The following is a 21,764-nucleotide window of genomic DNA, read 5'->3' on the forward strand; positions in this document are numbered from 1 at the left end:
AGGCATATATAGATTTCAAGGAAAAATTGGGGAGCCAGAGAAGAAAGAGGACAGACAACAGCCAAGACCATCTGTTGCCTGTCCTCTGCAGTGACGGTATCTCGGACCTGGCGGGCTGCCTCGTGTCCCAGAGCAGAGAGGAGGCTAACGCGGCTGCAAGAGCAGACGGCCCTCCATATTCGCCTCGATTGCCTGGCGCTCAAAGAGCATCGGATGATGCTCCGTGCGCAGCCAGGGACGCACGAAATCACCGTAGTGGCGACTGCCGGGATGGCCCGACTGTCCAGGGGCATGGCCAGAGAGCGAGGCATTCAGATCGGCCAGGTTCACAATCTGGCGATACGAGGGCACAATCATCACCTGCTCCGGCTGGTTGGGCACCACCGCCCCCATAAAGACCGTATCGATATCGCCGCCCGCCGGATAGGGACCACGATTGAACAGCTTATCGAGCGGCTTCACATTTCCCAGCGGATGCTGATAGGTCAGACGGTGGATCGCCCCATACCGCCAGCGTGCCACATCCGGCCCCAGCTTCTCCAGCAGCTCGGCGATCGCCGCCGACCAGGCTGCCGAGATGGCCGCATGCCACGAGCGTGGTCCATTGGGGATGGCCGACTCTGCAAACCAGGCGTCGTCACGCTCCTTGAGCAAGCGAATCAGCAGCGGCTTGCTTCGACTGGCATAGCCATTGAGAATCGCCAGCAGCGTCGAACCGACGCCCAGGTACTGATAGAGCAGCTGCTCATCGTCCCCAATGACGGCACCGAAGACAATACGCTCCAGCTTCTGCAAGAATGTTTCATAGATTGCCGCTCCCGCGCTGTCGGGAGAGAGCACATAGTCCCAGTCGCGCAGCGTCTGTAGAGCGGTCTCCTCCAGAGCATTTGCAGGGCTAACTGTCGTCAGCACATGAGGAACGATCTCGCACGCCGGCAGCGCATACTGATCCGACTGGATGCGGGCCATATCGGCCAGCGACAGGCGTTCCTTGCTCAGCAGCAGGTCGCGGATGCGCTGCGCCCGATAGCCATTGAGCCACTCATGAGTAATGTAGTAAGGATAGTCATCCTTCACCACTCGATTATTGGCGGTCACAATCAGATGCTCAGGCGGATTAAAGAGGCGCGGCAGCTCCTCGAAGGGGATGAAGCCCGTCCACTCATATTCACCTGTCCAACCCGGCGAAGGCAGCAGGGTCTGGCGATGGCTGCGCACCGGAATCAAGCCCGCCATAATGTAGCCAATATTGCCCTCACGATCCGCATAGACCACATTCTGCGGCGGCACATCCCAATCGCGCATAGCCTCCAGAAACTCCTCCCAACACGTCGCGCGGTTCAACTTCTCCACCGCCGCAATGATGCGGCACGACTCGAAACCAGTCCAGCGCAGGGCCAACGGCAACTCTGAGGGAGTGGCGCCATCGCCCTCGCTCGCCCGCTCCTTGCTCGTGGGTAGCGTTGTCAGAATGGGGCCATGACGCGTCACCACCACCTCTTCGACAACCGGCTCCTTCCGCCCCTTCACACGGATCTCCTCACGAATCACCTGGGCTTCCTCCCACTGGCCCCGGAACTCATAGCGGTATGGATGCTGCGGATCAAACTTCTCAATGTAGAGATCCTGAACATCGGAAATGGCGTTCGTTAAACCCCAGGCAATATGGCGATTGTGGCCGATGACGATCCCGGGCGTGCCAGGGAACGAGGCCCCGATGACATCGATGTCGCCGGCCACCAGGTGGCACTCGAACCAGATCGAAGGAGCGCCCTGAGCCAGGTGCGGATCGTTGCAGAGAATGGGCGCACCTGTCACTGTCTTACTACCATCCACCACCCAGTTATTGCTGGCCCCCAACGGACCAAAGCCGCTCAGCAGCTTCACCTGCTCATACGGCTCCAGCAGACCCGGATTGGCGCCGCCGTATTCGGCGCCGGGCGGGATAATCAGCGGATGCGCAGGGTCATAGCCGGCCTCCAGTTTAGCCGCCCGCTCCGCGCCAGCACGGGCTACGATGCGTGCCCGAATCAACTCGCTCTCCCAGTTGCCGCTCAGATTCCAGCCCATCATCTTAGCCCAGAGCAGGCTATCGGCGGGCTGCCAGGGGTCGGGCCGATAGCGCAAGAGCGTGAACTCCACCGGGAGCGTATGATTCTCGATAAAGGCATTGACGCCAGCGGCGTAGGTTTCCAGGATTCGGCGATGATGGGCTGAGAGACGGGCCACATCGCTGGCAGCAGCGCGATGCAGGCCCAGGCGCCGGCAGAAACGATCAAGCTCTAGCGTTACCTCCCCCACCACTTCCGAAAGCCGGCCTGAACCCAGACGGCGGTTGAAATCCATCTGCCAGAGGCGCTGCTGGGCATGGACGTAGCCCTGAGCGAAGAAGAGATCATCCTCGTTGCGGGCATAGATATGGGGCACGCCATAACGGTCGGTAATGACCTCGACTTCCTCGTGCAAACCAGGCAGGCGCCGGACACCCTTGGGCGAGGGGACGGGGCGACGCAGAAAGAAATAGTAGGCGCCGCCAACTGCGCCCGCCAGACCGGCAGCGGCCATCAGCGTCTTTTGCCACCAGGATGCCATGATTCTCGCCTCCTTTGCGTGCGTGTAATACGACTGACTCGCTGAACCAGCGTCGACAAGCGCTGGCATGAGTGATACTTCTGGTTTCTAGCTTGCGCAAGTGCCCGCTCGCCTGTCCCTCGCGCCACACCCAAGTCTCCCCACTTGCACAAGTAGCTGGGATGGGACAGAAGTCCGCGAGTCTCTCTTCTGAAAGCTGATCCGACTGACACTTCAAGTATCGGCGCTCGCTCATAGCGAGCAGATGAGCAGGCGAGCGAGGAAAAGCAGAAGAACAGCGGGAAGAACACCAGGCTGACCCTGGCTCCCTCCCGCTCCTGCTAGCAGACAACCTGTATCGTCCAGGCAATATTATACGTTGTGTACAGCGCAGACTGCAGGCTCTCACAGTCGACGCTGACCGAAAGACATGGTCGCTATGCTACTGCTCCCTCCGATCTGACACCCAGCTATCCCTGTCGTTCGAGCCTGGCAGCGGCGAGAGCAGCGGCCATTGCCGAGCGCAGGGCATCTGAGAGGCGACAAGTGTGCACCTGTGACCAGCTCCTGGCCAGTAGCCCCGGGCCTGGTCGTGCCTGTTCTCATCGTGGCAAGAAGAGTCAGGCAGATAGCCAGGCCCATCGCCTGCCTGTCAGCAAGCCTGGCTAGATCAGCTCGGTACCACGAGGAGTATCGCGCACCTCGAAGCCGTGCGCTTTGATCTGCTCGCGCAAGGCATCTGAACGCTGCCAATCGCGGGCGGCGCGAGCGGCCTCACGCTCGCGCACCAGAGCCAGCACTTCCTCGGGAATGGGGCGAGGCTGGCGCGGGGCCACCGTCTCCAGGCGTAGACCAAGCACGCGGTCGAAATCCAGTAGCAGGCGGCGCCGCTCAGCCGGCGGAATGAGCTGATTGTGGAGAGCGCGGTGAGTCAAATTCAGGGCAGTGGGCAGCTCCAGATTATCGTTAATTGCCTCGTGGAAGGCATCCCGCAGGCGCTGCGCTTCCTCGGACCAGGGGCCGGTGGCGCCCACGCCATCAGCCGGCAGATCGGCCAGCGTCTCGCGCAGATTATTCAATCCATTCTGCGCCGCCGCGATCGACTCATCGGTAAAATTGATCTTTGAGCGATAGTGCGCGGTCAGCAGCAGATAGCGCAGAGCCAGCGGCTCAATGCCGCGTTCCTTCAGCGTCGAGAGCAGTACCACATTGCCCTTCGAGCGGGCCATCTTGGCGTTGCCGAAATCCAGAAACTCGCCGTGGACCCAATAGCGCACTGGTGGCTTACCGCTAACGCCCTGGCTTTGAGCGATCTCATCCTCGTGGTGAGGGAAGATCAGATCAACCGCGCCCGTATGAATATCGAACTGCTCACCCAGGTACTTGACGGACATCGCCGAGCATTCGATATGCCAGCCGGGGAAACCAATACCCCAAGGGCTATCCCAGTTCATCTGGCGCTTGGGACTGCCGCGCTTCCAGAGGGCAAAATCCTCGGGAGACTCCTTGTCCTCAGCCACCTCCATCTGCTCACGCCCGTGTCCGCCGGCTCGCAGCTGCTCCAGGGTATTGCCGGAGAGCTTGCCGTACTCCGGGAAGCGGCTGACATCGTAGTAGACGTTGCCCTCGCTTGTCACGTAGGCCAGCCCCTTCTCGATGAGCTTGGCGATCATTGCCTGCATCTCAGGGATGTGCTCAGTCGCCTTGGGCGCGATATGGGGCGGCAGGATATTCAGCGCGGCAGCGTCCTCTTCGTAGCGGCGTGTATAGTAGGCGGCAATCTCGTAGGCTGAGCGGCCTGTCCGGCGCGCCTCATGCTCGATTTTATCCTCACCGCTCTCCTCGACATCGTTCTGCAGATGACCAACATCCGTGATGTTGCGCACCAGCAGAACGTCATAGCCGTTGTATTCGAGCATGCGGCGTAGCCAGTCGGTCATCAAGAACGTGCGGAAGTTCCCGATGTGGATGTCACGATAGACGGTGGGACCGCAGCTATAGATGCCCACCTTTGGCGGATGAAGCGGCTCAAAACGCTGTTTCTCACGACCGAGTGTATTATAAAGCACAATCGGCCTGGCCGATATGCTGCTCATTGTGCTCTTCTCTCCTAATATGCAGAAATGCTCACAGAACTGTACCCAAACGGAGCCGAGGATAAAGAAAGCAGACAGGCAAGCAGTATGCTAGTTACACATGTTGCGGTCAGAAACAGCGTGGGTACAGAAGTGTGTTGCAGCTCGTGGTATAGCCGCCATTATGCCCATAGCACCTTCAGTCCTCTGATTTCTCTGCCCTGTGTCTCTCGTCTTGTCGGGCCTCATCTCATCTGCGCTCGCACCTGGGGCCAGGTCACGATAGCGAGCGCTGGCGCGGAGGCCAATCTGCGTTTCAGCCGGGAGGGAGCCACCGATGTGCGACGGTCAAGGTGGGTCCGTCTTCGCTAGTATAGCACACTCTCAGGCGCTGGTATAGTCCCACACAGAAATTGCCGGGTTTTTTCTACTCTGTGGCCGTTGCCCATCATTTTTTTCGGTTTGCACCCCCTGCTACGTCTACAGGATAGAAAGTCAAAGCCGCAGGGACGGAACTGGTGATGCCGGTCTCCTCTTGCCGAAGCCAATCCCTGTCTTCCTGCGGGCTGCCTCCTCTGGGGGCGACGATCTCTTGCCGCGCTTTCCTGTGTTTAGCCCCTGGCCAGCTGATGCCGCGCCAGCCTGGCAAGGAGGATCAATTTATAATGCCTCTATGTTTAATAGCTAAGTACATTCAATATTTCGAGATTGTTTTTGCAATCTCGAAATCAGCGGCCAGCTAGCCAGCACCAACCACGACAAGAAAGGAGAGAATTTATGCTTTACGGACAAAAGCAGTTTGAGCAGCGCAGCTGGCGGACCTTCCCCTACGATGGGCCAGGTCCTTACGATGACGACAACGGCGGAGAGAGCCGCTGGAAGCCTGGTACCTCGCCCGAAGATCCTGATCCCGAGGAAGAAGAGGGAGAGGAATCGCAGGTCAGCGGTCAAGGAGCGGGGCAGTAGCTCCTCTCTCGCTGCTCATCACTGCTGGTGAGCAGGCGCTGCCGGCTCACAGGGGTTCTGACCAGCACCTGCGATAGCAGCCCTGGCTCTCCAGACAGGTGTGTGGATGGCAGGAAGAGCGCACCAACCCTCTGCGAGCTCTGCCCCTCACATCCTATCACAGCGTACCGCAGAAGAGCAATCGCCGCGGCGAGGCCAGCAGCGGAGCGTACTCGCCAGCCCGAGGCTGGCGTCCTCCAGGTTTGGGCCTGAGCCGCGGCGGCGCATTCTCGGCAGAGCACTGCAACTGCAGTGCTCACAGGCTGCTAGGGCCTGGGGATGGCTCTCGCACCGCGAAGTAAACAGCCTGGGGGTGATGAACTACGATGGCTGCCGTCGACTGCTCCGGTACCAGCTGATAACCAGCCGTCAGCTCGACCCCGATGCTGCTCTGGACTGGCAGCAGCGCAAATAAGATGCGGTGATCCTCCAGGTCGGGAATAGCGGGATAGCCCCAGCTATAGCGCCTTCCTCGCCCGCCCTGTTCTCCCAGGCCCAGCTCGCGCCGAATATGTTGGTTCGTATACTCGGCCAGTGCCTCTGCTAGCTGTACCGATAGCCCATGCAGGAAATAGGCCTCCGAATAGCGCCCCTCCTGTTGAAGCTGGTGAACCAGCTCCGAAGGTCCAGGACCCACGGTGACCACTTGCAGCGCTACTACGTCGATGAGGCCGCTGGCTGTTGAGGCAAAATAGTCAGCCAGACAGAGCCGCTCGCGCTGGCGCTGGCGCGGGAAGCGGAAGCGTGCCAGCTCGCGCAGAACCTCGCTGCCCTCCGTCAGCGGCTGCGGGTCATAGATGATCAGGCTATTGCCCTGGGATTGGCAGGGATAGTAGCCATAAATGACGCGCGGCTGCAGATAGCGCTGCTGCCTGGCCTCACGCAGCATGCGTTCCAGGCGCGGGCGAAACTCCTCTGTCACCAGACGCGCAAAGTCATCGCCATGAGCCTTACCACCCCAATGCAGGCGGAAAAGCGTATTCTCATCCAGACAGGCTGCGATATCCTCCAGGCCGATGCGCTCCAGTACACGTGGTCCCCAGAAAGGAGGCTTGGGAATGGAGGGAGCTGGCTTGATGCTGGTCGATGGCTGCTCGTCCTGGGAGCCGGCCCCTGTCTCAGGGGCGAGCTGCTGCTGCTGCTGCTTTTGTAACTCATGGAGGGCTTCCCGCTTGATCCGCTCCACAAACGCCTCACGCTCACCTGGATCACCGGTCAGGCGATCCATAATCTCCAGCCCCTCGAAGGCGTCGCGGGCATAAAAGACTCCTGGCTCGTAGGGAACCAGGCGCCCCTTCTCGCGTGTGGCTCCCTCCGCCTCCTCGACAAAGAGGATGCGGCGGCCATAGGAGCGATTAATCGCGGCGCCGCCCACGATCACCGGATAGCGCAGGCCGCGTCGATGCAACTCCTGAACGCAGAGCGGCATCTGCTTCGAAGTACTGACCAGCAGGGCCGAGAGACCGATGGCGTCGGCATTGACCTCGACGGCCTTGTCGAGGATCGTATTGAGTGGAACCTGCTTGCCCAGATCGTAGACTGTGTAGCCGTTATTACTCAGGATCGTATTGACCAGATTTTTGCCGATGTCGTGTACGTCGCCGAAGACGGTGGCCAGCACGACCCGTCCCTTGGTATAGCCCTCTTTGCGCTCAAGATAGCCTTCTAAATGGGCCACAGCGCGCTTCATGACCTCGGCAGACTGCAGCACGAAAGGCAAGATCAGCTCGCCCGCGCCGAAGCGATCGCCGACCTCTTTCATTGCCGGCAGGAGCACCCCATTGAGTACCTGGACAGCGGCCTCGCTCGCTTGCATATCCCCGGCAGCGCAGCGCTCCTGAATGGCCTGTGTGATCAGCTCCTCGATACCCTCCTTGCGCCGATGGAGAATCTGCCAATGGATGCGCTCATCGGTACTCAAACCTTCCGTTGGATCGCTGCGTGTCTCTGCCCCTGTCTCAGGCTGGGCGTACTCCTCAAAATAGGCGATATAGCGTGGCAGCGCCTCGGGTCGGTTGTAGATCAGGTCCTCGGCGAGGAGGCGCTGCTCCTCGGGGATCTCCGCATATGGCTTGATATGGGCCGGGTTGACAATGGCGGCATCCAGACCGGCGCGCACCGCATGATAGAGGAAGACGCTATTGAGCACGGCGCGAGCTTGTGGCTTCAGGCCGAAGGAGACGTTGCTGACCCCCAACAAGGTCAGGGCGCCGGGCAGCTCGGCCTTGATGCGACGCAGCGCCTCTAATGTCTCGATAGCCGCCGTGCGCAGGTCCTCCTGGCCTGTTGTAATGGGGAAGGTCAAGGGATCGAAAAGCAGCGCCTCGGGCGCCAGCCCATACTCCTCCACGCAGATCTCATAGATCCGGCGCGCGACCTCTAGCTTGCGCTCGGCGCTTCTGGCCATGCCCGCCTCATCGATGGTCAGCGCTACCACTGCTGCCCCATGTTCTCGCGCCAGAGGCACCACGCGCTCGATGCGCTCGCGCCCGTTTTCCATGTTAATCGAATTGATGACGGCCCGACCCGGGTAGACCTCCAACGCTGCTTGAATGACTGCCGGCTCCGTCGAATCGATAAAGAGCGGCACCTCAATGCCCTGGGAGAGCTTCTTAATGGTCTGGGCCATCTGAGTAGCTTCATCGCTGCGCTCCGTGAGGGCCACGCAGACATCTAGCGCGTGAGCCCCACCCTCAACCTGTTCGCGGGCAATGGCCAGCAGGGTGTCATAGTCATCGCGCAGCAGCGCCTCCTTGGCCTTGCGGCTTCCCTGGCTATTGACGCGCTCACCGATCAACAGCGGTGGCGGGTCCTGTCGCAGGCTGGTTGCGCGCATGCCGCTAGCCACCAGAGGAAGAGAGACACTGGCGAAGCTACATCGCTGGAGCACGTCGTCGGCCTGCGGACGTGGGCGGCGCGGTGCCGTGCGGCAGGCTTGCACAATAGCCCGTAGATGAGCGTGAGAGCTGCCGCAGCAGCCCCCTACGATATTGACGCCGAACTCGGTGATGAACTCGCGCAGAGCTGTGGCCATCGCCTCTGGTGCCAGCGGATAGACGGCTTTACCCCCGACATTCAGTGGAATACCGGCGTTAGGGATCGTCGAGATCGGCAGCGGGCAATGCTCGGCCAGGTAGCGCACCGGCTCGCGCATATGCTCGGGGCCGGTCGAGCAATTGAGGCCAATGATCTGGACCCGCAGCCCAACCAGGGTCGCCATCACGGCGGCGATATCGGTGCCGAGCAACATTCGCCCGCTGGTATCGAGCGAGACCTGGGCCTGAATGGGCACGTGTCGCCCGGTTTGCTCCATTGCACGGCGTAGGCCCGTCACAGCGGCGCGCACCTCCAGCAGATCCTGGCTGGTCTCGATCAGGAGCACATCGACGCCGCCCTCCAGCAGAGCGGCGGCCTGCTCCTGGAAGACCGTCACCAGCTGCTGATACGTGATATTGCTCAAGACCGGATCATCAGAGGACGGCAGCATGCCGGTGGGGCCGATCGAACCCGCCACAAAGCGCGGCCAATCGGGGGTACTGTAGCGGTCCGCCAGTCGGCGGGCCAGGCGCGCGGCGGCCAGGTTAATCTCGCGTGTGCGCTCCCCCAGGCCATACTCATTGAGCTTCAGGCGACTGGCTGTGAACGAATTGGTCTCCAATACATCGCAACCCGCTTCCAGAAAGCCCACATGGATCTCCTCGATCACTTCCGGTCGCGTCAGCACCAGATACTCATTGCAACCCTCGGTGGCGGGCCCACCGTAGTCGGCTGCGCTCAGCTGATAGGTCTGAATCGTGCTGCCCATAGCACCATCGAAAATGAGGACGCGCTGTGCCAGGGCCTCCAGAAAGCGGCTCATAAGCAGACCGCTTACCTCCTCTACGCTCTTGCTTGTATTCCTACTCCGGGCGGGCCGGCGATGAAAGGTGCTCAGCGCTGGCTGGTTGCCTGTAGCCGGAGTCAGTTGTCGGGTCGAATGACTCATCGCATCGCATCGATCGGAGCGAGGTAGCCCCGAAGCCGATGGCCTTGGGCGCTGTGGTCGGCAGCAAACAGGCTCTCTGGAATGCGAATGCGGGTAGAGAACCGCTGATATCACAGGTTGCTGAAGCGAACCAGGTTGCTCTATTATAGCATGTTTCTCGATCCAGGCTGAGTTGAGATCTGTCCCCAGTTGAGGCGGAAGGATTCGCTAGCAGTCTCCGGGCCTGTTACGACCAGTATCGTAGGAGAGCGGCAAAAGGCGCCGAAGGTCGCCCGGGTATAGAGAAGGAAGGGCACTAAGCAAGGAGGAGCGGGAGGCGGCCTGATAGTGCCCTCCCTCACTTAGTGGCTGCGGCCTTCCCGCTGGAAGGCTCCCAGATCTGCACGGTGCCATCCCACGAGCCGGAGGCGAGGGCGTCGCCGGTGGGCGACCAGGCCACGGTGCTCACCCAATCGCTGTGGCCGCGGTAGCTCAAGAGCGGGGTGATAGGAGTGACCTCGCCGTCGGCCCGCCAGACATGGACCTGTTCATCGACACTGCCGGAAGCGAGCAGGCGACCATCAGGGGACCAGGCCACGCTGGTCACACCGCCGTTGTGGCCGTAGTAACAGAGGGGTTCGCGCCCGCCGTCGAGGCCGCGTGGGTCGCGCGCCTCCCATACCTGGACTGATTGATCATCGCTGGCAGAGGCGACAAACCGCCCATCGGGCGACCAGGCTACGGCATTGACCTTATCATGGTGGCCGTAATAAATGCGGATGTTGCCCCCAGTGCTCGCGGTTGGCTCCCAGACATGGACCGTGCGATCCTCGCCGCCGGAAGCAAGCTGGCGGCTATCGGGCGACCAGGCCAGAGCGGCGATGCTGCCGTGATGACCACGGTAGGTGCAGACGACGCGGCGGCTAGCAATCTCCCAGACCAGGACGACCCGCTCCTCGCCAGCGGCGGCCAGATACTTCCCATCAGGCGACCAGGCCAGTGCCAGGATGCGCTCGCTGAGGCCCTCGTAGCGTGCTCCGGCGGGCGACTCCAGCCGGGCCGCTCGGGCATCGTGGGGGAGGACAGCTAGCAGCTGAACCACCTCAGACAGTAGACCATCGGTCATAGCCAGGTAGCGCCCATCGGGTGACCAGACGATCGCCGGCGCCTCCAGCGAGAGACCGCGCTGTACAAGCAGCGTTTCTCCGCTGCGACTGTCCCAAATCTGGACGCTCTCATCCTGACTGCTGGAGGCCAGATAGCGCCCGTGGCTGGCCCAGGCCAGGGAGGCCACGCGAGCACTGTGACCACGATAAACCAGGCGGGGCGTGGTCACTACGGAAGAGGGTGGCAACTCAGCGGCTGGCGCTGCCGCTGACTGAGCAGCAGCCGGGGCAAAGGGCAGCGGCGATTTAAACTGCGAGCGTGGCAGAGGAGAAAGCGGGAGGCGCTCCTGACGGCTGGCGCGCTCTAACTCACGGGCGAACTCCTCTACTGAGGGGAACCGTTCATTCGGGTCCTTCGCCAAAGCGCGCAGCACCACCTGTTCCACTAACGGAGGAACCGTCGGAGCGCGTTCGCGCAACGATGGCGGAGGTGCAATCTGATGCTGCAGGGCGATCTCCTGGGTCGTGCCGAGAAATGGCCAATCGCCCGTCAGCCACTCATAGACCACCACCCCCAGGGCATACTGATCGCTGGCCAGCCGGGGGCGTCCGCGCAGCTGCTCCGGCGCTGCGTAGGGAACCGTTCCTTCGAAGCCCTGCAGCTTCTCGCGGCGGTAGCCCGCGCTGCGCGCCACCGTCGCAATATCGAAATCGCTCAGCCAGACCTGATTGTCCGGTCCCAGCAGCATATTGTGCGGCTTAATATCACGATGGATGAGCTTATAGCCGTGAATATACTGCAAGGCCGCAGCCACCTGGCGCACGTAGGAAACCACTGTCGGCAGAGGCAAAGGAATACCTCGCGGATGCCGCTCGCGCAGCGTCCCATGAGGGGCGTAGGCCATTACAATGAACGGCTGCCCATCCTCCGCCCCAAAATCGAAAACACGCACAATGTGCGGATGCTCCAGCCGTGTCAAAATTTGTGCGCGGATCAACAGCTCGGCCAGCTCCTGGCTGGAGAGCTGTGCCTCAACCACCTTCAGCGCCGCCTGGGCCCCCGTGTGTACGTGCTCCCCCAAATAGACACGTGTCATATGGCCCTGGCCCAACAGGCGCACCAGCCGATAGCCTCCAAGCCGCTGATCGATTCGACTGACCATAGCGCTCTTCTCCCCCCGCAAGGTTCCTGCTTTGGCCGCCATCTCCTCCTTCTACCTTGCGAGTTCTCTTGTTGGAGGATTGTAGAGAATGGGCAATGATCATGTCAAGCGGATAGTCAAGATGGTATATGTTGATGCTTTTTGCGTTCTCTTGTGCAATAGTGAGAACGGGAGACGGGAGGGCAGCAAAAAAGATACCCTGTTGCTACAAAGCGAGAGGAGAACAGGGAAGCTTAACTCAGCAAGCTAGTGGGGTCAGCCAGCAACTGCTCCAGCGTCCGAGCGAAACGCTCGACCTCCTCCTCCGAATTGTAGTAATGTACCGAAGCACGCACCAGCGTCTGAAGGCCGCGGGCCTGCATATCCAGCAGCGCGGCCTGCTGAGAGACCACCGAGACATTGATGTGCTGGCGGCGCAGCGCCTGGCGGATCATCTCGGCCTCCCAGCCTTCCACCGTGAAGGTCACAATGCCGCCCTGGACTACTCCCCGATCATGGACAATGACCCCCGGCAGCGGAGTGAGACGCGTACGCAGCAGATAGGCGAGATCGCGAATACGGCGCCAGAGACGTTGCTGATCCCATTGCAGAAAATAATCGATAGCGGCCCCCAGGCCCAGGCGATTGGCAATACTTGCCTCCCAGCACTCGAAGCGACGCGCATCGGGACGCAGAGCATACTGGTCGGGCGCCGTCCAACTGGCGGCATGCAAATCGATGAGCGGCGGCTCCAAGTGCTCTAACACTTCCTGACGCACATACAAGAATCCTGTACCACGCGGACCACGCAAGAACTTACGCCCCGTACCAGCCAGAATGTCGCAGCCGAGCGTGCGCACATCCAGGGGCATCTGGCCAACCGATTGCGTCGCATCCAGCAGATAGAGCACACCAGCCTCGCGGGCGATACGCCCCACTTCAGCCGCAGGATTCACCAGGCCATTGTTAGTCGGCACGTGCGTCAAAGCGATCACGCGTACGTGCTCATCGATGGCGTTGCGCAGGGCGCTCAGAGAGATTTGGCCATATTCATCGTCAGGAATTACCTCGACGCGGACACCAGATCGGCGGGTCATCTGCAGAAAGGCCAGGTAGTTACTGGCATATTCAGCCAGGCCCGTCAGGATACGATCGCCAGGCGCAAACGGAATAGCGTAGAAAGCCATATCCCAGGCCCGGGTGGCGTTCTCCACCAGGGCCACCTCGCTCGGCTGGCAGCCAAGCAGCGTGGCCACCGCCTCGTAGACGTGGACGAGAGCCTCACGCGCCTCTTCGGCTGCTTCGTAGCCGCCATGACGTGCCTCGCGCTGGAGATGAGCGCTCACGGCCTCCACTACCGGCTGAGGCATCAGGGCGGCCCCGGCGTTATTGAAATGCAGCACTTCGGTGCAACCTGGCGTCTCCGCGCGTACCTGAGCCAGATCAAAAGCACGAGTCTGCCGTTGCATGCTTTACTGCTCCGTTCTCATGCTCATTGCTCGTGCGGCTACCCTGTCATTGTGAAAGAGATTGGGATCTGCGGTCTCTTCATCTCGCCCGATGCGGACGGAGCTGACCTGCTCGCCAAAGCACAGCCAGCCTCAGCGCGCTCAGGTCGGGCCAAGAGGGCCAGGCGCTGCCCAACCAATCAGCGGCGAATGAGCCGTTTCAGATCAGAAAAGAACCCGCCGCTGGAGCTGGCAGCGCCAGTAATCAGGAAGGGGCGGTTACTGCCCTACAGGGATAACGACGCGGCCCTGACCAGTGGGCGGCATATTGGGGCCGCTACCGACCCAGCGCACCGCGGTGCCGATAGCCGTCACCTCCATCCACTCACCGTTATGCAAGTATTGGACCTGGATGTCGACGCCGATGACGCCGTCGGCGCCAAGCTGATCAGCCTCAAACTGCATGCGGCTCAAAGCCAGCTCGCGGGCCTGATACATCAGCTGCGTATATTCTTTCAGCTCACCCTGGAAATGGGACTTAATCCCCGCCAGCCAGTTGCGAATGGCGCCCATTGAGTAAATGCAGTTGCCCATCACTAACCCCAGAGGCTGAAAACCCTTATCGACAACTAGCCAGAATTCCTGCCCGGTGAGATCGGAGGTAAAGGCCCGGCCCCGGTAGCCCGGTCGGACATCCATCGCTGTTCGTGGTTCGCTCATGGGACCTCTCTTTCGCTGTGGTCTTGCCTGGCCGCTTCTTGTAGTCTTACTTGCTGCCGCCGGCTTGCCAAAGCAGGCGGCAAGCCGCCTTTCCAGGATAGGCAATTGCCTCTGGAATGTCAACCATTCGGCAAGGCGTCTTGCTCTTGCAAGAGCTGGTCTTGTTGCCTATCTGGCAGCTCCTATCTGATCTACGTCTGGCTCAGCTTGACTTATACGTCTAAAATATGACTGGCAAGTTCAATGTGGTTGAAGAGAGCGTAGGGCGAGGGGCCAGCCTGCCTTCCTGGTCAGAGGAAGGGAGCAGCATCAAGCATGACAGAGGAGGAATGAGCCGATGGGGAGTGAGATGGGACGGCAGCGCTTAAAGGAGCGGCTGCGCGAAGTACGCACAGAGCTGATTCTCAATGTGGCGGAGGAGGTCTTCGAGGAGCGAGGTTATCACGAAACAACGATGGATGAGATCGCGGCCCGCTGCGGCGTCGCCAAGGGGACGCTCTATCAACACTTTCCGGGTGGTAAGGACGAGCTGATCACCGCTCTCTTCGAGCGTCACCTGGAGCAGTTTGCTCGCGCCGTCGCTCAGGCCCAAAGCGCTGCCAGCACGGCTCGTGGCAGGCTCAGGCGCATTCTAGAGTATGTCTATCTAGAGCGCAGTGGCCTGCATGCGCGCCTCTTACAGCTGCTCACCTATGGCGGAGACCTGCGTCAGGCTCTCAAAGAGCGTCTTGGGCCCCGCCTGGAACAGATCAGCGCCGCCATTCGCGCCGTGCTTGAGCAAGGCCAGCGCAATGGCGAGTTCCGTGACACGCTCTCGACCGATCTGCTGCTACAGACATTTATGCACCTGCTACTCTTTAACAAGTACCAGTCAGTGCTTGAGCGCGAGCAGCTCTCTCCCGAGAGCCTCGTGGCGCAGGTGGCGCAGATTTTCTTTGACGGTATTGCCAGCGAGACGTCTGGAGAGGAAAGGATATAGCAGCAATGCAATCACAACCCGGTTTGCGCGCAACGGCCCCCATGCTCTTCGGGCTGCAGCCCCTGGAAGATACCGAGCGTTCCTTTGCCTGGTTTGCTGCCATGCGGGAGGCACACCCGGTCTTCTTTCACGAAGGCACAGGCATCTGGCAAGTGTTTCGCTATGATGATGTTTTGAATGTTCTCACGGACTATGCGCGCTTTTCTTCCAACGCCTTTGAGGACGTTGGGGCTTTTTTTGAGGGAACGTTGTTAGCCAAAGATCCACCGGAGCATCGCAAGCTGCGCAACCTGGTCAACCAGGCTTTCACGCCGCGAGCTGTGGCGCGCCTTGCGGATCGCATCACGCAGATCACGCAAGAGCTGCTGGATGCAGTGCTGGCCAAAGGAGAGCTGGATGTAGTGGCCGACATTGCCTTCCCCTTGCCGGCCAAAGTGATCGCCGAGCTTCTCGGGGTCCCTGATCAGGATTGGGACATCTTCCAGCGCTGGGCGCAGGCTGATCCTTCCGCTCCACCGGCGCGGCGCCTGGCCGGGCGGACGATGCGCCAGGAGATGGAGGACTACTTCACCGACCTGATTGCCGAGCGCCGGCGGGCGCCGCGGGAGGACCTGATCAGCGCGCTCTGTCAGGCCGAAGTCGACGGGCAGAAGCTCAGTCAGACTGAGCTATTGAGCTTCTGCGTCCTGTTGCTGGCCGCTGGTCAGGAGACCACAAAAAACCTGATTGCTAATGCCATCGTCTGCTTCACCGACTACCCCGACGTCATGGAGCGACTGCGTCGCCAGCCAGAGCTGATGCCAGCAGCCATCGAGGAGGTGCTGCGCTTCCTGCCCCCCGTCTGGTTCCTGCTGCGGCGCACAACGACCGAGGTCGAGCTTGGAGGACAGCGCATTCCGCCCAGGCAAAACGTTCTTGTCTGGACAGCCTCGGCCAACCGCGACCCGGCCCAGTTCCCAGAGCCGGATCGCTTTCTGATCGAGCGCAGCCCTAACCGTCATCTGGCCTTCGGTCATGGTATCCACTATTGTGTTGGGGCGCCGCTAGCGCGTCTGGAGGCCAAGATTGCTCTGCCGTTGATGTTACAACGCCTGGGCAGGCTGGAGCGTGTCCCGGGCGTTCCGATCATGGTCAACCGGGGTCTGGTCTTTGTGATCCGTTCCTTGCCGATCGCCTTTGAGGCGGCGACCGCTGGCAGCCAGCGCTAAAGGCAACGATCGCAGGCAGTAACCTGTCCCCAGCGGCTTCCGCTCCTGTACGGAAAAGAGCGGAAGCCGCTTAGTTCCCCTCATCAGGTACCAGCTCGATCACTTCGCCAAAAGGAAAGCCCTCTCGCTCAAGGTGGTGGCCCGTTACGACCCACAGCACGGGCAGCCCGGGCGGCTCCTCGGGAAAGGAGCCGAAGCCATCGGTCAGGTAAACACAGACGGCGTTCTGCCACGGTTCGTGCTCCGTCTGGACGCGCTCGAAGAAAGGGGCGAAGTTCGTTCCCCCGCCGCCCTGTGCTGGTGGCAACTCAGCGGAGACGCTGCTCACCTCGTAGGGACCGTAGCATTCCGTATCGACATAGTAGAGCTGGCCGATCACATGAGGGTAGGCGGCCAGGATACCGCGCAACTCGCTCAAGAAAAGGCTCAGGTCCTTGTTGCTGATCGAGCCGCTGGTATCGACCGCGATGTAGGCGTGAAGCTGCTCGTTCTCCTGGGCGTCAAGGTAGAGCCGCTGACCAATAAAGCGCCGGTCGAAGCCAGAGAAGTCGCTCGGGGTCTGCGTCAGAAAGCGCCAGAGGTAGCTACGCCAGTCTAGTCGGCTCGGGTCGATACGCGCCAGCTCGCGTTCCAAACCGAGAGGAAAATGACCAGGTGGTGCTACTGTGCTGCGCGCCTGCTTAATGGCCCGCCACCAGTAGTCTCGCTGTCGGTTATACTCCTCGTGCGATAGCGGGTCCTCTTGCTGGCTCTGTTGCTTGAGGTCCAGGGGGACACGCAGCTGGGAGGCGCGCTTGCGGTGCTGCTGTAGTTGCTGATAGATCTCCTCGACGCTCAATCTCTCCAGATCAGGCTCGCGCAGATGGCCCCTGGGTAGCTCTAACCCTTCCAGATGGGCAATGATGCCATTGACCACGATATCGGCAGCAATGTTCCAGAGTTGCGCGTCCCGCTGGCCGCGTCGTGGCACATGCTGCAGCGCGGCGTGGAGCACCTCGTGGGTGAGTACCCCCAGGCGCTCGGCTGGCGTCAGCTGCCGCCAGAAGGTGGGATTAAAGGTGATGCTGCGCCCATCTGTCATGGCCGTATCGACGCTATCGCTCACCTTGATCTGAGCAAAGAGGCTCAGCGTGGCGAAAAATGGCTGCCGCAGGCGCAGCTGAAGAATCGCGGCACTGATCTGCTTTTGTATATCGTGGTGCTCCTGCATGGCATCTCCTCCTTGGAGCAGGCTGGTTCAAGTGATTGCTGAGCACTGGCATCCTCTGGCTGGGTCAGCTGTTATCCCTCCTTCGCTCATTGCTGTTGATTAAGCAGCTCCATGTACTCGGTAAACAGCTTCTGAAGCTGCTGGTTGCGCTGCACCAGGGCGGCCAGCTTGCCTAGCTCGTTGCGTGCGCGCAGCAGGCGGAAGAGATCCGTAGCGAAGAGCTGCACCCATTCGGGTTGGGCTTTCTGGCTCATCCAGACAAAGGCCTGGTAGCATTGTTGCAGGCTTGAGGCGCGCGTCGCTAGAGCCACCGTGATGGCGTAGCGCAGCGATGGCTCGCCAGGAAAAGCGATGTGTTCGCCTGCACCCTCTAGAATGGCCTCGACATCGGGAAGGCGGTCGTAGAGGGCCATGAATGCCTCAAACTCAGCGGCAGCTCCCTGGCCGACTGCCGGGGCGATATCCAGCCCGGCCTTGTAGAGCGCATCGGCCATCATCCAGGTGCGTGGCGAGGGCCAGGCTGGCTGCTGCGGATCAAGCCTGTGTAGCAGCTCAGGACGGAAGGCCAGAAAAGCCAATAAGTGTTCGTGCATGCCCTGCTCCAGGGCGTAGGCTTTGAAGCTATCGAAGTTCGGTTCTACAAACAGATGAATAAAGCGGTTGCTCAGCGGCGCGGGCATGTCGAAGACGGCGGCGCGGTCTTCTTTGCGATTGCCGGCGGCCCAGATGAACCAGCCTTCGGGGACGGTGTAGCTGCCAACGCGCCGGTCGAGAATCAGCTGCTGGGCGATGCCCTGGATCGTTGGCGGAGCCAGGTTTAGCTCATCGAGAAAGAGAATTCCCCGACCCGAGCGCGGCAGAAACTCGGGGGGATACCAGCGGGCTGTGCCCTCTTCAGCCACGGGCAGACCGCGCAGATCGGTTGGTGCAAGCTGTGAGAGGCGCAGGTCGATCAGCTCCAGACTATGGGCCCGTGCTGTCTGCGCGACGATGCTCGATTTACCGACGCCGGGTGGCCCCCAGATCATGGTGCTCATCATCAGGCGCCGGCTCACCAGGCCGGACAGAAAGCGTGCCAGGGCATCAGGTCGCATGAGACTCTTTCACCTTCCTTGTTATCCTCGTCTTCAGAGAAGGATGATCTTCTATTGTTCCAGGTATCAGATGGAAGCAAGGCGCGTATAGAGCATGCGCTGAGGACTGCTCTCGGGCGCCACTGTCGAAAAAATGGGCTGGGTAGATGGCAACCACCATAGAACGTCAGGTGAGCGGTTGTCAAGGCTCCCACCGCCAGGCAGCTGACGGCTGCTTCCACTGCGTGAGAGGCTCTGTGAGGCTCACCAGAGAGATGATTGGATTGGCCAGGACCTCGTGAGAGCAGCCTACAGCTAGCTTTATGAGAACCCCCAAAGGGGCTTTGGGATGCTGAACCACTGCGCGGTCCGCCACAGCCGACAGTCGTGGGCCAGGTCCTGCAAGGCAGTGTCTCCGGGGAAGTCATTGGGTTAGCTGCCGCGATGGCCTTCATGGCTGGTACCTGGCTCAGGGGCTGTTTCCTGCTCAGCCGCCTCCTCCTGTAGACCTGGGGCTGCTCTGCCTGGCTTCTGCCAGCAGCTGCTCTACTAGCTGATGAAAGTTTTTCTCCATCGCTCCTGCGGCATGGCTGAGAGTAGTCACAGGCAGAAGGGCAGACGGGCGCGCAATAACAATCAGGGATGCAAAACCGACGTTTGCGAGCCAGAGGGCAAGTGTCCCACCAGTTGGACAGGAGACAGCACTCGATCAAAAAAGCGTGACACCTGTCAATCCCTCGGCTGACTGGCTAGTCGGGCGCGGGCGGCGGCGCGCACAAAGCAATTACCATCGTGGGCCAGGGTCTCCAATAGTGTGGATGGAACAGCCGCATGCTGAGCCACAAGATAGCGCTCGACCCAGCGACCGGATTCGGCGAATAGCTCCAGTAAGGCTGGTGGCAGATCTCGACGTTGCAGCAACAGCGGACGCAGACGCGAAGGCAGATCGGCTTTGATAATCTCTTCGCGCAGCGTCTCTAGCAGATAATCGAAGATCAGGCTCTGGCCCTGGGCGATGGTCCGCGGGTGAGTCGCGACCGCGATCGCTACCTCGCTATCGTTCAAGCGCAGCAGCTGCTCTAGCAGGGTCAGCGGAGAGGAAGGGTGAGCTGCCACAGAGCGAAGGATCTCAATGGGCTGAGTGCCCTCATCTGTCGAGACGACAGCGCGCTGGCGGCGCCACTCGCTCAGATAGCGAGCGGCCAGACGCTCCAGCAGGGGCGTGGGCAGCCGTGGCTGCTGACTCAAGGCCAGGTGGATCTCACGATCGTCAAGCTCCGCCAGCCATGTCAGGACATCGGCGGGCGTGTTGAGATTGCGAGCCAGACCGGCGAGCAAGGGACGATCCTGCCTTTGAGAAGATGCCAGATGGCGCAAGGTCTCTGGCGCCAGCGCCGGGTGGGAAACTGCGCGCCAGCGGATCATGGCCTGGGGATGTTCGCAGAGCTGTTCGGCGAGCTTTGGGGGCAGACATGGATTGCCTGCCAGCGAGAGCACAACCTCTACAGCGGTATCCCTTGCCAGAGAGGCACTGAGCGCTGTGGGCAGGGCTGAGTGAGAGGCGACGGCAGCACGCACCTGACTAGCCTCGTCCTCTGCCAGACGCCGGAGCAAGGCGCTCTCAGGCGGCAGATGTGGCGCGACGGCAGCCCGTACCTCGGCGCGGGCATCGGTGGCCAGCAGCTCGCGCTCGCCAGCTCCCAGTGCGGTATGGCCAGCCACGGCCCGCCGCACCTCCGGCTCGCTACTCCTGGCCAGGCGGGCCAATCCCTCTGCGGGTAGCTGGGGATGCAGAGCCACAGCGCTGCGTACCTGGCTGCTGGTATCCTCTATCAAGGTCAGCAGCAGCGCGGGAGGAGTGGCGGGATTGGCCGCCACCGCGCTGCGGATCTCAGCCTCTGGAGCTTGGGCCAGTTCATAGAGTAGCTCGGGCGGAAGCGCCGCCAGCCTGACAGCCTCGGCGCGGACCGCTAGCGGTCCTTCGCTGACCAGCTTGAGCAATGTCTCCTGTTGCAGATAGGGATAGCAGGCTAGCAAGAGCCGACGCCAGCATTCGTCGTCGGGCGAGTAGATCCCCTCAACCAGCTCAGGATAGAGATCGGGCATGGCCAGGGCCAGAAGCACCAGCGTCGAGCTGAAGGAACGGGGATAGAGGCCAACCTGACTACTGCGCCGCTCGTAGTCGGCCACCGCCTCGCTGACGAAGCGCTGCCGCTGTTCGTTGAACTCAGAAATCTCACCCGCGATGGCGACATGCCACTGTAAGGCCCACATGGTTTCATCGGAGAACCAACGAATGCGGCTGAGATTCACATCCTCATTGAGCCAGCGTAACCAGAGCAGGGGAGTCTCTTCGCAACGCAAGAGCTGCAGCCACGCCTGGGGCGAGGCTTGTTTAATAAAATCGGGCTGCGTCAGGTTCAAAAGAGGCAGGATAGGATTGGATAGAAATTCATGGGGAAACTCGCGGGCCAGCTCCAGCAGCAGGTCAAGCGAGGTGTTCGGGTTGCGGGCCACGGCTCGGCGTACAGTCAGATCGCGTTCCCTACTGAGCTGCTCCAATACGACGGGCGGTGTTGCCGGATTGGCGGCGACCAGGGGACGTAAGGCCGGCTGGTGACTTAGCTCAGTCAGCCGCTCAGGTGGCGTGTCAAGATTTTGAGCCTCGGCGACCAGCTCGGGAGGCACGTTTTCAGTTGTCATACGCTGAAAGATGTATCATAGTCTGATGCTTGATTGTCTGAGAATGGCTGCTTCACGTACTGGAGTAGCATGAATGGTGGGCGGCGCGCGCGAAGCAACTTGCTGCCAGGTCAAGCAAGGAGAGCGACAGCATGGGCTGAACAAGGGTAGCCCTGTGCGGCTCTCCGGGCTACTTCCCAGGCAGACAGATAGGCGAGTGACTAGTACAATACTATAGACGATAGGGCCAGCCTTTGTCAATCCAGTCCCTGCTCTGCCTGGTCTTCCGGCAGTTCTTCATGGGCCTGAATGGCTGGCGGCCTGCCACAGAGAGAACCTCGCTGGACCTGTGGCTCTGATCGCACCACGCGCGCAGCCAGGAAGCTGTAAATACCTCTTTGTCAGGCTCATAACTGCTCTCTCTTTGCTAGCTGTCTGGTGAAAAATCTGGCCAGTAGGTGAGGCGGCCTCGACCCTGGCAAAAGCTGCTGCGCTCAGTCTGTCCCACTGGGCTATGCCACCTGTCCTCACTATTCTAGCTCCTGTAACCGACAACTCCCTTTGCTAGTGGGTTCCTCTCC

General features: G+C 60.8%; 12 protein-coding genes. 3 read left to right on the forward strand and 9 right to left on the reverse strand.

The window, feature by feature from the left end; translation table 11 throughout:
* Positions 1-144: 144 nt before the first annotated feature.
* Both IRZ31_RS08530 and cysS read right to left on the reverse strand, forming a co-directional pair.
* On the reverse strand, positions 145-2,592 hold the full coding sequence (locus IRZ31_RS08530) for a penicillin acylase family protein (protein ID WP_297152407.1): 2,448 nt from the start codon (positions 2,590-2,592) through the stop codon (positions 145-147).
* A 644-nt stretch (positions 2,593-3,236) separates the two neighbouring features.
* Positions 3,237-4,667, reverse strand: a complete 1,431-nt coding sequence (cysS, locus tag IRZ31_RS08535) for a cysteine--tRNA ligase (protein WP_297152410.1) — start codon at positions 4,665-4,667, stop codon at positions 3,237-3,239.
* Positions 4,668-5,423: 756 nt separating this feature from the next.
* Between cysS and IRZ31_RS08540 the strand changes: the two genes are divergently transcribed.
* A complete protein-coding gene (locus tag IRZ31_RS08540; RefSeq protein ID WP_297152413.1) occupies positions 5,424-5,612 on the forward strand; it encodes a hypothetical protein in 189 nt (62 codons plus the stop codon).
* Between the two features lie 295 nt (positions 5,613-5,907).
* Here IRZ31_RS08540 and metH read toward each other — a convergent pair whose 3' ends face one another.
* From metH to IRZ31_RS08560, 4 genes are all read right to left on the reverse strand, one after another.
* On the reverse strand, positions 5,908-9,510 hold the full coding sequence (gene metH / locus IRZ31_RS08545; RefSeq protein ID WP_297152414.1) for a methionine synthase: 3,603 nt from the start codon (positions 9,508-9,510) through the stop codon (positions 5,908-5,910).
* 463 nt (positions 9,511-9,973) lie between these two features.
* Complete coding sequence (locus IRZ31_RS08550) at positions 9,974-11,926, reverse strand: serine/threonine-protein kinase (RefSeq protein ID WP_297152416.1); 1,953 nt, start codon at positions 11,924-11,926, stop codon at positions 9,974-9,976.
* A 191-nt stretch (positions 11,927-12,117) separates the two neighbouring features.
* Positions 12,118-13,332: an aminotransferase class V-fold PLP-dependent enzyme gene (locus IRZ31_RS08555; RefSeq protein WP_297152419.1), complete on the reverse strand. Its 1,215-nt coding sequence runs from the start codon at positions 13,330-13,332 to the stop codon at positions 12,118-12,120.
* 258 nt (positions 13,333-13,590) lie between these two features.
* A complete protein-coding gene (locus tag IRZ31_RS08560) occupies positions 13,591-14,031 on the reverse strand; it encodes a heavy metal-binding domain-containing protein (RefSeq protein ID WP_112428804.1) in 441 nt (146 codons plus the stop codon).
* A gap of 337 nt (positions 14,032-14,368) precedes the next feature.
* On the opposite strand from IRZ31_RS08560, the gene IRZ31_RS08565 reads away from it, so the two are divergent.
* Complete coding sequence (locus tag IRZ31_RS08565) at positions 14,369-15,010, forward strand: TetR/AcrR family transcriptional regulator (protein WP_297152424.1); 642 nt, start codon at positions 14,369-14,371, stop codon at positions 15,008-15,010.
* A gap of 5 nt (positions 15,011-15,015) precedes the next feature.
* Entirely contained in the window at positions 15,016-16,218 is a 1,203-nt protein-coding gene (locus IRZ31_RS08570; protein ID WP_297152428.1) for a cytochrome P450, read from the forward strand.
* Positions 16,219-16,288: 70 nt separating this feature from the next.
* On the opposite strand, the gene IRZ31_RS08575 is transcribed toward IRZ31_RS08570, so the two are convergent.
* From IRZ31_RS08575 to IRZ31_RS08585, 3 genes are all read right to left on the reverse strand, one after another.
* Positions 16,289-17,428 (reverse strand): VWA-like domain-containing protein, encoded by a 1,140-nt coding sequence (locus tag IRZ31_RS08575; RefSeq protein ID WP_297152431.1) that lies wholly within the window; start codon positions 17,426-17,428, stop codon positions 16,289-16,291.
* Between the two features lie 86 nt (positions 17,429-17,514).
* Positions 17,515-18,522: a MoxR family ATPase gene (locus IRZ31_RS08580; RefSeq protein ID WP_297152434.1), complete on the reverse strand. Its 1,008-nt coding sequence runs from the start codon at positions 18,520-18,522 to the stop codon at positions 17,515-17,517.
* Between the two features lie 708 nt (positions 18,523-19,230).
* Positions 19,231-21,204 (reverse strand): hypothetical protein, encoded by a 1,974-nt coding sequence (locus tag IRZ31_RS08585; protein ID WP_297152436.1) that lies wholly within the window; start codon positions 21,202-21,204, stop codon positions 19,231-19,233.
* Positions 21,205-21,764: the final 560 nt, after the last annotated feature.

Source organism: Thermogemmatispora sp. (assembly GCF_019683635.1).
Taxonomy (GTDB): Bacteria; Chloroflexota; Ktedonobacteria; order Ktedonobacterales; family Ktedonobacteraceae; genus Thermogemmatispora.